The organism is Maribellus maritimus (assembly GCF_022267315.1).
Lineage (GTDB): Bacteria > Bacteroidota > Bacteroidia > Bacteroidales > Prolixibacteraceae > Draconibacterium > Draconibacterium maritimum.
Window position 1 is genome coordinate 19,185 of the sequence record NZ_JAIKLE010000053.1, and the last position, 14,149, is coordinate 33,333.

Sequence of the window (14,149 nt, forward strand, 5' to 3'; positions counted from 1 at the left end):
CTGAGAAAAATCAATTTTGTAATTGTAATATCTGCAATCATCCTTTTTGCAATAATCTTTTTCCTCTATAGAATCATATCATAGCTTCATTTTAGCTTGATGATATATATGTTAAACCTAATTTACTAATAATCTAACAAAAAAAGTATGACAAATTTTTTTAAAAAAACACTAAAATGGAAGAAATACCTTCATTTTGTAGTGATTTTATTAGCAACACAGTTATTTTTCTCAACATTGACATTTGCGCAAACGCAAATAGTAAGAGGAACGGTAACTGATTTGCAAACAGGGGAACCACTACCCGGTGTAAATGTTGTAGAGAAAGGTACTACCAATGGAATCGTAACGAATGCTGATGGTATTTATTCCATTAATGTTCCGGCTAATGCGGTATTGAATATCTCATTTATTGGTTACGAAACGCAGGAAATCCCGGTTGATGGAAGATCAATCGTTGATGTTGTAATGAATGTAGCATTCACTGAAATAGACGAAGTTGTTGCGATTGGTTATGGTGTACAAAAAAAATCGGATGTAACTGGTGCTATGGTAAGTGTTAATTCAGAAGAGCTTACTTCCCGTCCGGTAAACAATGCTGTTGAAGCCATGCAGGGAAAGGCAGCCGGTGTTGATATTACTTCGAATGAGCGCCCCGGTACAATTGGAAATATTACCATTCGTGGTGTACGCTCGCTTACTGCGTCAAACTCTCCGCTTTATGTTGTAGATGGTATCCCTTTGGTAACCGGTGAAATTGAAACAGCTGTTACTACTTCAAATACAGTAACACTCGGCGGAATTGACAACCTGAATCCCAACGACATAGAGTCAATAGATATCTTAAAAGATGCATCGGCCACAGCTATTTATGGGTCGCGGGGTGCCAACGGTGTTGTTATTATTACAACCAAAAAGGGGAAGGCAGGAAGGTTTAACCTGAATTTTGACTCATCAGTAACTATCGAAAAGATACATGAATATTCTCCTTTGTTTGATGCGGCCGGATATATTGAATACCGTCGCTGGGCAAAATATAACAATGGAGAATCGGATGTTAGAGGTGATCAACCTACAGAGGCAAATGACGCTGGAATTTTTACCGGTGATCCAACAGCCTGGGCCAATATAGAAAAAGGCTGGGCAGGTGGGAGCTGGGACGGATCAAAATTAACCACTACTGATTGGACTGATTTTGTAACCCGTACCGGAATTACTACACAAAATACCATAAGTGCCAGTGGCGGTACAGATAAGATGACAGCATACGGTTCCTTTGGTTATACCGATAATAAAGGGGTGGTAAAGGGGCAAAGCTTCAATCGTTACAGTGCAAATGTAAGTGTAGATATTAAACCAGTAGACTGGTTCTCATTTGGAGCAAAACTGAACAGCTCATACAGTACCCAGGAATATGGCCAATCTACTGCAGGCAACGTCAGTGTATCTGCCAGAAGTGGATTATATGAAAGCGCATATGGCATTTTTGTGTATGCATTGCCCTATGATGCTGATGGCAACAAGGTAGGTGAACCGGGTGGAGACAGCGCCGTTAAAACAATTATCGATGAGGATAAGTATTCACAGGATCAGCGTGTTACACTACGTGCTTTTGGTAGTTTTTATGGCCAATTGGATATAGGCGCCCTTATACCTGCATTGGAAGGGCTAAGATATCGTGCCAATTTCGGCCCAGATATCGAAACCTGGCGTGATGGTATCTTTCTTGATGGCCAATCCGTAATCAGAGGCGGTTCCGCTTATGCTGCTTTAGAAAAAAGACAACGCTTGTCTTACACGCTCGATAACCTAGTGTACTATGATAGGACCTTTGGAAAACACAATTTTGGTTTGACTTTATTACAGAGTCAAACACAATTTGAAACAGAATCCAGTTTCATGGAAGCAGATAACATTCCTTTTCCCAGCCAAAAATGGAATGCTTTAGACGCTGTAGGGTCCCTTAGCGGGTGGGATTCCGGAATCACCGAACAATCGTTGTTATCCTATATGGCCCGTTTAAATTATAGTTTTGATGATAAATACCTGCTTACGGTATCTGGACGTTATGATGGGGCCTCCCAATTATCAGAAGGGAACAAGTGGTCATTTTTTCCCAGTGCAGCTTTAGGATGGCGTTTAGATAGAGAAGCCTTTATGGCCGACGTAAACTGGGTAACCCAGTTAAAATTACGTTTTGGCGTGGGGGTTACCGGTAATGCGGCTATTGATCCTTATGAAACCAAAGGAAAGCTTGCGGGGTTATTCTATCCCTTTGGCAACACATCTACTGCAGGCCAGGAAAATGATGAAACTCTGGCTAATCCGGATTTAGGTTGGGAGCAAACTACGCAATACAACATCGGTCTCGATTTTTCAGTATTGAATTCAAGAATTTATGGAAATTTAGATATTTACTTTTCCAACACCACCGATCTGTTACTTCAAAAATCAATCCCTACGGTTACCGGTTTTGAAAATACATTTGCCAATATCGGGGAAACCAAATCTAAAGGCTTTGATTTGACGGTAAACTCAGTAAACATTAGAACCCATGATTTTGAATGGTCAACTACACTTAACTTTTCATACCAGGACAACGAAATCGTTTCGTTAGCCAACGGCAAAGAAGATGATTTAGTCAACGAATGGTTTATAGGTGAGTCTCAGGATATAATTTACGACTATGCGGCTGCAGGAATCTGGCAGGAATCGGATGCTGCAGAAATGGCAAAATTTAATGCTAATGGCCATACATTTACCGCCGGTAATGTCCGTCCGGTCGATCAGAACGGAGATTATGTAATTGATGCGAATAACGACCGCGTAGTTATCGGTAGTGAGATACCAAAATATATTCTCGGTATAACAAATACTTTTGATTATAAAGGGTTCGAATTATCTGTATTCTTATACGGCCGAATGGGATATAAATACGATGCCGGAGGAGAAGGACTTGTGGGACGATATCAACAAAGAAAAGTGGATTACTGGACTGATACAGATACAAAATCCGATTATCAAAAACCAATATATTCTGCCGGTTATGGCGACCAGTATTATGGATCGTTGGGTTTTAAAAACGGTTCTTTCTTAAAGATTCGAAATATTACTTTGGGGTATAATTTACCCGGAAAAATTGCCGGGAAAATTGGCGCTTCCAAATTACGGGTTTATGTTCAGGCATTAAATCCCGGTTTTGTTTTCAATAATGTATCCTGGGTTGATCTTGACGTAAGATATCATGCTTCAAACAGAGGTTTTGTAACCGGTATCAACCTACAGTTTTAAACCATGTTAAATTTAAAAAGTATATGTTATGAAAAAAAATATAAAATTTTATACACGCCTGTTCACGCTCTTGATATTAATAGCGGGTGTAATTTCCTGCAAGGACTTTCTGGACGAAAAATTGGATACTGAAAGGGACTTTTCTTTTTATGAAACGGAGCAGGGTATTCAGGAATTAGCCGTGGGTGCTTATTACAGAATCTTTGCATCGCCTTTTGATTCAGAATATCAGTTTGGAACCACCAATTACGGTACCGATGAGTTTCATGTAGGGGGTGACGATACCAACAGCGCATGGAATAATTACGACAGCAGGTTTGGTTCAATAATTACGACTATAAGAACCACTGCAGAGGAACCCTGGGATAATATATATATTGGTATCGGTTTGGCTAATCAATTAATTGAATCGGCGACCAATATCGAATCGACATCCCCTGCTATAAAAGATATTGCTCTGGGAGAAGGTTATTTTTTTCGCGCTTATAGCTATTTAAAATTAGTGCGGCAATATGGGGCCGTCCCTCTAAAACTGAAACCAAGCACTACTGTGGAGTTAGAATTTACGCGTGCAAGTGCCCAGGAAGTAATGCAACAGGTAATCGATGATTTTACCCAGGCCTATAACCTGCTGAACAATTCGGTACAACATCCGAACAGGATTAGCAAAGATGCTGCCGCTCATTTCCTTGCGAAAGCCTATTTGACGCGTGCCAGTGAGATCAATGACTCATGGAACTCAGACACCAAAGCAGCAGATCTTCAAATGGTTGTAAGTTTATCAGACGAAGTGATTGCCAATCATCCGCTTGCTCCTAATTACCAGGATCTTTGGGCTTACACAGAACCCGACGGAGCCAATGAGTTTCTGCCGGAATTGATTTTGTCAGCATCATTTAGCCGCGACCCCGTGCTTGAAACTTCTAACAGAAGTCATATATTTTACACCGCAAGATATGATGACCTTCCTATGATGAAACGCGACTTAACCGGGATGCGTCCCTACAGCCGTTTGGCCGCAACGTATTTTACCTACGATATATTCGACCATATTAACGACTCACGTTTCTGGAAAACCTTCAGAACAAAACATCGTGTTAATGCCGGTGGTGAGTTTGGAGGTATTACTTATACTCCCGGGGTAGACCTGGGGATTATGTACATTATCAATTCGCCCGACGACACGCGTTTTGAAAAAACGATAAACAACAACAATCCCAATATTTTATACAGCGAAACGGGAAAAACAATTCCACACGTATTTGTTGCCTATGCTGCCGACGGTGTTGGGCTGCTGGCAAATCCGCGGTTCCCGTCCCTTTCAAAACATTTTGAATCGGACAGAACAGCCATCAACGATAACCGCGGTATGCGCGATGAAATACTGGCACGTTCCGCCGAAACCTATTTGATGGCTGCAGAAGCGAAAATACGTCTGGCCTCACTGGGTAGCGGTTCGTATACTGATGCGTTGCCGTACATCAACGAGGTTCGGAACCGCGGAGCTTACCAGGAAGGAGAGGATCGATCCTACTACATGGATGGCGCCGAGTCGTATCCTACCTCTGATTTTACACAACCATTTAGCGACAATTCTTATATGAACGAAAATTCATATTATGAGTCTAACAATATTCCGGTAACGACAGCAGCTACTGATTTAACAATTACAAGCATATCAGCCTTTCCCGAAGAGGATGAAGCCGTAATTGCAAAATTGGGATACGCCGGTGACTATGATCGTATGTTGTGTTTGATTTTGAATGAACGTACGAGAGAGCTTTGTGGTGAATGGCTTCGCTGGGAAGATCTGAGCCGCACTAAAACATTGGTGGCCAGAGTTAGGGCTTATAATCCTGAAGCATCTCCAAATATTGAAGATTTTCATAGTTTAAGACCTGTCCCGCAAAAGTTTCTTGATGCAATATATAAAGAAGGAAGTCCTTTGACTCCTGAAGAAAAAGCAATGTTGCAAAATCCGGGCTATTAAATGTATCGTGCTTTTGAGCCATATTGATATAAGATAGAAGAGATAACTCCGGATATCAAAGATTTGTTTAATATCCGGAGTTTAACAGAATGTTTATCAGATATGGACTGTTATTTTATAACTTCAAACATTAACAGTATTGATAATATTTATTGGAACCAGGGTAATTTATTGTTTAATATAACATAGTTAGTCTTAGTTAAAACAAAATCCGGTACGTACTCCTTTTGCAAGTGAGCTACCGGATTTTTTTCATTGAATATTCAGATCTGAATTTTAAAAATAAAACAATACTACAAATACTGATGCGGAACATTACCAAAAAACAGGCAGGTTCAAATCATTATGTGATATTATCGAGCTCTAACAGCAGGAACAAAGTTGTATTCACGACTCCGACTTTGTTTTCGGATTTTGAAATCCTTAAAATTGGATGTTCTGTGCCTGGATTTTTTATTTGTTTAATTCAATAGCTGCCAGGATAAACGCACCAACACCTTTTGAATCGTTATCGATTTGTCTTTCTGAGATATAATAATTGTAGTCAGCCATACGATATGGATTTCCTCCCAAGCCACACGCTCCGCAAACGTTTGTTAAAACGGGCAACCCTTCGTCGCTGATTATTACCATGTTTTTTACCATACTGTCGAATGCATTACCGGCGATATTGTAGAATTCTTTTTTGAGGTATCCTTTTTTAGCTCCTTTGGCATAGGCATAAATAAACATGGCCGATCCAGAAGCTTCAAGGTAGTTGCCGTCATGTCCGCCCATATCAAGAACCTGGTACCATAGTTTTGTTTTTTTATCTTGCACTTTTAACAATGCAATACTTAAATGATCAAGTATTTCGATCAAGACAGGGCGATCAGGATGATCTTCAGGAAGATAATCCAGTACATCCACAATTGCCATCATGAACCAGCCCGTGCCGCGACTCCAGAAATGCTTACTCTGTCCTGTTTCTGGATTACACCATTGCTGCGTGCGACTTTCATCCCAGGCATGGAATATTAGGCCGCTTTTTACATCCAGTGTTTCCCTGTAAATTTTCTGAATTTGAAATGTTACTTCATCAAACCATTTTGGTTCATTAAAATCTTTTGCATATCGGGCAAGAAAAGGCGAAGCCATGTAAATGCCATCCAGCCACATTTGATAAGGATAAATTTTTTTATGCCAAAATCCACCTGAATTTACGCGGGGCTGATTTTCTATTTGGCTCACCAACGTTTCAATCGCTTTTTTGTATTTTTCATCTTTGGTGCGCTTATACAACTCAAGCATGTTGAATCCCGGTCGAATGTTATCTAAGTTGTAATCAGTGAGAGTGTAGTGGTCTATGCTTCCATCCTTCTGCACAAAATAGTCTATATATGTCTGCATGTAATTTGAATATTTTTTGTCAATACTACCCAGTTGGTCAATGGCTGAACCGAGAAAACTAAAATCATATCCATATTTTGCTTTGTCTGTTAAGTAATAAACCAGCCTATCTGATCTCTGGATTACAGCATCAGCAAACAAAGATGCGTATGGTACCTGCCTTTTCTCTGTTTGGCTATTTTGAGCTTGTGTTGAGCAATCATTAAACAGAAATATTATTAGTAATAGGGGGCACAATTTTAATTTACTACTATTTTTCATTTTTAATTTTTTGGGATGCTTTCTTCTTGAAAAAGAGTTTACATATGATGTTTTCTAAAAATATGAGAAACGCCGTTTTTAGCCTCTTGATATTTTTGCGTTTTTATTCCTGAAGATAAAAATACAAAGTAGCTAATAATTCGATGGGGCAGGTTATACCAGTTTGCGGGTATTTCAAAAGGAAATATTCACAAATACTACATTTTATGCGATTGAAGGATATTTTTTATTCAAACCGGAATCTGTATGGATGCTTTAACCAACTTTATCCCTTTCAAAAGGTCTTATCGAAAATGGTTGCCTGAATGCGTGCTGCTATATGATGAAAAGCTTAAGACGACCTGTATAATGAATTTTTTAATGATTTATTTTAAGGTGTAAAAGAAACATCCACTATAATATTGGGTGTTCTTTTTCTCTCCGTGAAGAAAAGCACTAATTTTACTAGAAAAGATCAAATGCTACTTCAGGTTGCCCTGTTGCTTTCTATGCTAATTCAATTGGGAACAGCCATAAACCTTCCCATTCATGACGGATCAATACTCGGTTTTCCCGGTAAATTGTTGGCATTTTTTGCAAGCTTTATCGCTGCAAGCCTCCCGGTAACGGGGTTTATTCTTTGGTTAAAGAGACGAAAAAGGAGGCGCTCGTTAATCAAAATGATTGATGTAAACTAAATGGCTTTATATCAATTTCTTTGTTTTTTTGCGATACAGGATAGAGATGAGAATTAGCTGTAAAATGATAGATTCTCGTTCCGGAAACAACGAATATAAAAGGAATCATCTTTTGAAATTCCTCTAAAAATCGATACTTTTACGTCATCTCGTTAGGGGTGTCTGTCTACTGAGGCCGGCTGAGATTATACCCTGTAACCTGATATGTATAATAACAGCGGAGGGAAACGAGGATTGTATTTGATTTTATAATGAACAAAGATACAGGCCGTTTCGCATTTCTGCGGAGCGGCTTTTTGGGTTAAATAAATACTTATTATGAGTGAAAAAATGAAAAGTGGTTTCGACGAGCATGCATCAAAATACGATGCATGGTTTATGAAAAATACAAATGTGTTGTATTCCGAAGTGAAATTGGTGGCGCATTTTCTTAAAGATTCAAAAGATGTTTTTTCAGTAGGTTGTGGCAGCGGCCTTTTTGAAATGATTCTGGAAAAAGACTTTGGGATTTCCATAAAAAGCGGGTTGGAGCCATCGGAAGGAATGGCTGAAATTGCCCGTAAACGTGGAATGACAGTTGAGGTAACAACTGTAGAAAAAGCAGAACTGGGCATCGAAAAATATGATACTGTACTGTTTAATGGCACGCCAAGTTACATTACCGACTTACAGACTGCGTTTGATAAAGCTTTTGCAGCACTGCGTCCGGGGGGTAAAATTGTGGTAATTGATGTTCCCAAAGAAAGTTCATATGCATTGCTCTACAACCTGACAAAAGCGGTTGGAACCTGGGAGCATCCTTTGTTAAAAGATGTTCATCCGGAAGACCCGTATCCCATTGAATTTGTAAAAATAGCCAATTGGCGAACTACGGCAGAAAAAGTGGAGATGTTACAAAAGTCAGGATTTAATAACTTGGAATTTGCACAAACGCTAACGGCGCATCCTATTTATTCCAATAATGTGGCAGAAGAACCCAGAGAAGGATACGACCGCGGTGATTATGTAGCCATTTGTGCCCGGAAATAAATTGTGTAGAATTAAAATATAAATACTATGATAAACGCAAAATCAATTGCAGCCGATTTGCAGGCTCTAAGAGATAACACTCCTTTGGTGCACAACATCACCAATTTTGTAGTAATGAACAACACTGCCAACGCTTTGCTGGCCATTGGTGCTTCGCCGGTCATGGCACATGCTGTTGAAGAAGTGGCTGACATGGCTGGTATCGCCTCTGCATTGGTGATTAATATTGGTACACTGAATCCTTTATGGGTAGAGGGAATGATGAAAGCCGGAATTGCCGCAACAGAGAAAGGGATTCCTGTAGTGTTCGACCCCGTTGGCGTTGGCGCTACGCCTTACCGGAACGAAGTGGCCGTACAGATTATTGAGAAATGTAAACCTACGCTTATTCGCGGAAATGCTTCTGAGATTATGGCGCTGGCTAAAGAGAATGTTGCCACCAAAGGAGTTGATAGTACCGTTTCTGCCAATGCCGCTCTTGATGCAGCAAAAAGCTTGGCAAAAGAAAGCGGGGCTGTTGTAGTAATTAGTGGCGCCGAAGATTTTATTACCGATGGAGAACAGGTTATTACGATAAAAAATGGTTCACCATTAATGCCAAAAGTTACCGGAATGGGGTGTACGGCTTCCGCAGTTTTGGGGGCTTTTGCCGCAGTAAATAAAAATACCTTGCTGGCCGCAGCCCACGGAATGGCGGTAATGAGTATTTGCGGCGAAATAGCTGCAAAGAAATCTGCCGGTCCGGGAAGCTTGCAAATGCACTTTATCGATACATTGTACAACCTTACAGATAAAGATATTGCTGACGTTTTTATCGCTTAAATAGAATAAAATGAAATCATTTGATTTAAGCTTATATCTGGTAACCGACCGTGATTTGTCGCTTGGCCGCCCATTGGAATTTATTGTGGAAGAAGCCGTGAAAGGTGGTATTACCATGGTTCAGTTGCGTGAAAAAAATTGCAGTTCGAAACAGTTTTATGAACTGGGAATCCGCTTAAAAAAGTTGCTAAAATCGTATAATATTCCACTTATTATTAACGACAGGCTCGATATTGTGCTGGCCATTGATGCCGATGGCTTGCATATTGGTCAAAGCGATTTATCGTGGGATGTTGCCCGCCGACTTCTCGGAAAAGATAAAATACTGGGCTTGTCGGTTGAAACGATGAGGCAGGCAGAAGAATCCAACAATTTGGATATTGATTATATAGGTATTTCTCCTGTTTTTGCCACGCCAACCAAAACCGATACGTTTACGCCTTTCGGATTGGAAGGGGTAAAAGCGGTTAGCGCTATTTCCAGCCATCCGAATGTGGCAATTGGCGGAATTAATCTGGAAAATGCAGCACAAGTTATGGCATACGGGGCAAATGGTGTTGCTGTGGTTTCAGCTATTTCGTCGGCTGAAAATCCAAAGCTTGCTGCCGAATTATTAAAAAATGAAATAAAAAGAAAAAACATATGAAGTGGAGTGATAAAGCATGGAATGAATGTGCATCTGTTTACAATAAAATTTTGAAATTGCCTTTTTTGAACGAATTGATGAACGGCACACTGCCACAGGAAAAATTTCAGTTCTATTTGCAGCAGGATGCAATTTATCTGGCTGAATACGGAAAAATTTTGGCAGGTATAGCTGCAAAATTAAATCGGAAAGAATGGCGCGAAGATTTTCTGAAATTTTCATCAGATACCGTTTCAGTTGAGCAGGCCTTACATGAGTATTATTTAAAAAATAGTGACAGAGATATTGATGCAACCCCAACCTGTGCGCTTTACACCGGACATATGTACCGGCAATTGGCCTGTGCATCAACTGAAGAGGCACTGGCTGCTATTCTTCCCTGTTTTTGGGTGTATAAGAAAGTGGGTGATTACATTTTAGAGAATCAAACAAAGATAGAAAATCCGTATCAGCCCTGGATTGATACTTATGGAGGTGACGATTTTGCGCTGGCTGTTCAAAAAGCAATTACTATTTGCGATAAAGCGGCAAATGAAACGACTCCCGCTTTGCGAGAATCAATGACACAGGCTTTCAAACTGTCTTTTAAAATGGAATGGATGTTCTGGGACAGCGCGTGGCGATTGGAACAATGGCCGGTATAAATGGAGTTAATTTGTTTTCTTTACAATACAAATACCTTAAGGCTAATTTTATAACTATTTTCGGAATGAAAAAGCGGATATTAACAATTATCATTTTAATATTCAGTATAAATACTGGATATTCTCAAATTATTATTCCAATTTTATTTGGAGAGGAGATAGTTCCTGAGCATGGATTTCTACCCGGTCGGAAATTTCCAATATATAAGACAATTAATGCATTCGACTTTAATGCTAAATCTTTTCGGGTTGAACTTATTGATGACAGGTCAAATTCTCAACTAAGAAATATAAGATGTTCATCCTTAGATATTGAAAATACTTCCGAACTGGCTTCAGCTCAGACAATATTTAAACTTAAGGAGTATGTTGATTCCGTATTCAGCCAGTCGAATTTAAACATTGATAGTACAGCTACAAGTAGTATTGTAATTAAGCTACAGGCAATTGATTCAAGAATAACAGGTTTTGGGAAAATCAAAGTCCACGGATTATGCCAACTTAAAATTAGCGTTGGTTCAAGTGAAAATATTTATTGTTGTGACATTGTGGATGGTGATGAAAATGCTCCACTTGGTTCAAATGCTATTGTCACAAGAAAAACAGCGTCCAGATTTATGGCTTCTGCTGCAATTCGTGAATGCTTGGAACAGTTTTTATTTGATTTAAAAGAGAATTAAAAGTGGAATTAAAAGAAATAGGTGAGTTTGGTTTTATCGAGCGTTTCGCTCCGGATTTTAAAGCTCTTTTGTCGGGAAAAGTATTGGGTATTGGTGATGATTGCGCCATTTTACCGATGAATGAAACTTCTGATTTGCTGGTAACCACTGATATGCTGATAGAAGATGTTCATTTTCTCCGGGATAAAATTAGGCCATGGCAACTGGGCTACAAATCGGTGGCAGTAAACCTGAGCGATATTGCTGCAATGGGTGGAACTCCGCTGGGAACATTCTTGTCTATTGCTGTTCCGCCAGGGGTTGATGTAGAATATCTGGATGAATTTATGAAAGGTTATCATGACATTTCTGAGAAATACGCAACGCCGCTTTACGGGGGCGATACAACCAAATCAGTAAAACATTTGGCCATTAATGTATGTGCAATCGGGAAATGTCCAAAAGGAAAGGTGAAATTGCGCAGGAATGCCCAAAGTGGGGATTTGATTTGTGTTACCGGAAATCTGGGCGATTCGGCAGGTGGCTTGCAAACTATGTTGAAAAAAATGGATCCCTCGGCTGATGTTGAATATTTGCTGCAACGGCATAATCTACCTGAACCGTGCATAAAAGAAGGACAGATTTTGCTTGGCTTTTCCGGCGTTCATGCTATGATGGATATTTCGGATGGGATTGCTTCTGATTTGATGCACATTTTAAAAGCTTCGAAGAAAGCAGCACGAATAGATTTGGAAAATCTGCCCTTGTCGGAACCGTTGAAAAGAATTTGTGCTACGCAAAACTGGAGCCCGGATGAACTGGCAGTTGGCGGTGGCGAAGATTACGAACTGGTTTTCACTGTTGCCCCTGAGCAACTACATGAACTGCAAAAGGAATTTAAATGGCAATTTGGGAAAACGGTTTATCCTATTGGTAAAATAGAAGAAGGCAAACCGGCAATTGAATGGTACAAAAACGGGCAGAAAGTTGTTTTTTCGAAAGCCGGATTTAATCATTTTCAAGAATAAAAACAAAAAATGAACTATAAACGCGTTTTAAGTATAGCCGGGAGCGACCCAAGTGGCGGGGCCGGCATTCAGGCCGATTTAAAAACCATATCGGCATGTTGCTGTTTTGCCGCAACGGCAATTACTGCTATTGTTGATGAAAATACAGTCGGGGTTTTTGGGGTACATCCGGTGCCTATCAATTTTGTAAAAGGACAAATTAAATCGGTGTTGGACGATATTGGCGCTGATGCCGTTAAGATTGGCATGCTGCATTCTTCGGAGTTAATTCGGGCAGTGAAAGATACGCTACAGCCGTACAATATTCGTAATATTGTTCTGGACCCGGTAATGGTGGCTACTTCGGGCGATAAACTTTTGCAGGACGAAGCCATTGAAACCCTTAAAAATGAATTGATTCCTATGGTTAGCGTAATTACTCCCAATGTTCCGGAAGCCGAAATCCTTTCAGGAAGGAAAATCTCAAAACAGGCCGATTTGCCATTGGTGGTAAAAGATTTATCATGTAACGGAACGGTATCGGTTTTACTAAAAGCCGGGCATTTAACCGAAGACGAGCTGGTGGATGTTTTTTACAATGCCGAAACCGATGAAATTATTGAGCTTCGTTCGCAGCGCGTGTCAACAAAAAATACACATGGAACAGGTTGTACATTTTCATCGGCAGTAGCTTCTTTTTTAGCGCAGCAATTACCGCTGAACGATGCTATTCGCAGCGCCAAAGATTATATCAATCGTGCAATAGTAGCTGGGGCCGATTATGAGATAGGGAAAGGTCACGGACCGGTTCATCATTTTCATCAATTCTGGAAATAATGCGGGTTACGGCACAAGGCGAGTTTACGCGGGAATTATGGGAAGCAACGCTTCCTGTCTTTCAGCAAATAATAAATTGCCGGTTTGTCTCCGAACTGGCTAATGCTACACTTCCCCGGGAATGGTTTACTCATTATTTATCGCAGGATGTACTTTACCTGCAACAGGATAATGAGGCGCTGGAACTTTTGTCGCAGCGGGCTACGGATGAAACAGAAAAAAATTTTTTCCGGCAATTGGCCGAAGATGGTATTGCCGTTGAACAGGCCATGCAAAAAGAATATCTCGTTTATTTTAATATTCAAGCAGCGAAAGAACAGTCGCCGGTTTTTGGTGAATATGGGAATTTTTTGCTTCATTCTGCTCAAAATGCACCTTATCCGGTTGCATTGGCGGCTTTGTTGCCTTGTTTTTGGTTGTATGGTGAAGTTGGTCAACACATAATAATGCACCAGGTTGCTGATAATCCGTATCAAAGATTTATTGATACTTATGCCGGCGAAACTTACGACAAGGTAACTGTTCGCTTTATTCAACTCATTGAGAAACACGGGCAGCAGGCATCCGTCAATCTAAAAACGCAAATGAAAGAAGCTTTTTTACAAAGTGCCCGGTTTGAATATTTGGTTTTTGAGGAAGCTGAAAATGTTAACTGACTAAGTAGAAATTAGCCTTAAGAATACAAAACAGCTTATATTCCAGATGGTGAAATAGTTTTATTTTTGAAGAATTGTCCCCAAACGAATATTCCTATAATATTAATATACAAATGTTGGAATTCTAAAAGGAGACGCGCTTCCTGCTTATACCAATTTGAGTATATAGTGCCGCTGTATTATCTTTGAAGCATGGGAAGACAAAGCAAATTCAATATAAAAGAGGATTTAAAAGAACTTG

The 14,149-nt window shown here is 39.9% G+C and carries 12 protein-coding genes and 1 riboswitch; of the genes, 11 read left to right on the top strand and 1 reads right to left on the bottom strand.

Annotation, left to right across the window (positions count from 1 at the left end; genetic code table 11):
- Window positions 1-147 precede the first annotated feature (147 nt).
- The gene (locus tag K5G00_RS26670; RefSeq protein ID WP_238769544.1) at window positions 148-3,291 is read left to right on the top strand and encodes a SusC/RagA family TonB-linked outer membrane protein; all 3,144 of its coding nucleotides are present in this window, start codon (window positions 148-150) and stop codon (window positions 3,289-3,291) included.
- A 28-nt stretch (window positions 3,292-3,319) separates the two neighbouring features.
- Window positions 3,320-5,281, top strand: a complete 1,962-nt coding sequence (locus tag K5G00_RS26675) for a RagB/SusD family nutrient uptake outer membrane protein (RefSeq protein WP_238769545.1) — start codon at window positions 3,320-3,322, stop codon at window positions 5,279-5,281.
- Window positions 5,282-5,734: 453 nt separating this feature from the next.
- On the opposite strand, the gene K5G00_RS26680 is transcribed toward K5G00_RS26675, so the two are convergent.
- Window positions 5,735-6,931 (bottom strand): glycoside hydrolase family 88/105 protein, encoded by a 1,197-nt coding sequence (locus tag K5G00_RS26680; RefSeq protein ID WP_238769546.1) that lies wholly within the window; start codon window positions 6,929-6,931, stop codon window positions 5,735-5,737.
- Window positions 6,932-7,389: 458 nt separating this feature from the next.
- Here K5G00_RS26680 and K5G00_RS26685 point away from each other — a divergent pair, with 458 nt between their 5' ends.
- The 9 genes from K5G00_RS26685 to K5G00_RS26725 all read left to right on the top strand — a co-directional run bounded on the left by K5G00_RS26685 (window position 7,390) and on the right by K5G00_RS26725 (window position 13,908).
- On the top strand, window positions 7,390-7,608 hold the full coding sequence (locus K5G00_RS26685; protein WP_238769547.1) for a PepSY domain-containing protein: 219 nt from the start codon (window positions 7,390-7,392) through the stop codon (window positions 7,606-7,608).
- Between the two features lie 144 nt (window positions 7,609-7,752).
- Window positions 7,753-7,851, top strand: a riboswitch (TPP riboswitch).
- A gap of 75 nt (window positions 7,852-7,926) precedes the next feature.
- On the top strand, window positions 7,927-8,637 hold the full coding sequence (locus K5G00_RS26690; protein ID WP_238769548.1) for a class I SAM-dependent DNA methyltransferase: 711 nt from the start codon (window positions 7,927-7,929) through the stop codon (window positions 8,635-8,637).
- A 27-nt stretch (window positions 8,638-8,664) separates the two neighbouring features.
- Window positions 8,665-9,459, top strand: coding sequence for a hydroxyethylthiazole kinase (gene thiM, locus K5G00_RS26695; RefSeq protein WP_238769549.1), 795 nt, complete (start codon window positions 8,665-8,667; stop codon window positions 9,457-9,459).
- Between the two features lie 10 nt (window positions 9,460-9,469).
- Complete coding sequence (thiE, locus tag K5G00_RS26700) at window positions 9,470-10,105, top strand: thiamine phosphate synthase (RefSeq protein ID WP_238769550.1); 636 nt, start codon at window positions 9,470-9,472, stop codon at window positions 10,103-10,105.
- Window positions 10,102-10,749: a TenA family protein gene (locus tag K5G00_RS26705; RefSeq protein WP_238769551.1), complete on the top strand. Its 648-nt coding sequence runs from the start codon at window positions 10,102-10,104 to the stop codon at window positions 10,747-10,749. Before thiE ends, K5G00_RS26705 begins: the two co-directional genes overlap by 4 nt.
- Window positions 10,701-11,429, top strand: coding sequence for a hypothetical protein (locus K5G00_RS26710; protein WP_238769552.1), 729 nt, complete (start codon window positions 10,701-10,703; stop codon window positions 11,427-11,429). The genes K5G00_RS26705 and K5G00_RS26710 overlap by 49 nt, the downstream gene beginning before the upstream one ends.
- Before the next feature lie 2 nt (window positions 11,430-11,431).
- Window positions 11,432-12,436 (top strand): thiamine-phosphate kinase, encoded by a 1,005-nt coding sequence (gene thiL / locus K5G00_RS26715; RefSeq protein WP_238769553.1) that lies wholly within the window; start codon window positions 11,432-11,434, stop codon window positions 12,434-12,436.
- Between the two features lie 9 nt (window positions 12,437-12,445).
- Complete coding sequence (gene thiD, locus K5G00_RS26720) at window positions 12,446-13,252, top strand: bifunctional hydroxymethylpyrimidine kinase/phosphomethylpyrimidine kinase (protein ID WP_238769554.1); 807 nt, start codon at window positions 12,446-12,448, stop codon at window positions 13,250-13,252.
- A complete protein-coding gene (locus K5G00_RS26725; protein WP_238769555.1) occupies window positions 13,252-13,908 on the top strand; it encodes a TenA family protein in 657 nt (218 codons plus the stop codon). Before thiD ends, K5G00_RS26725 begins: the two co-directional genes overlap by 1 nt.
- The last annotated feature ends 241 nt before the right edge of the window (window positions 13,909-14,149 follow it).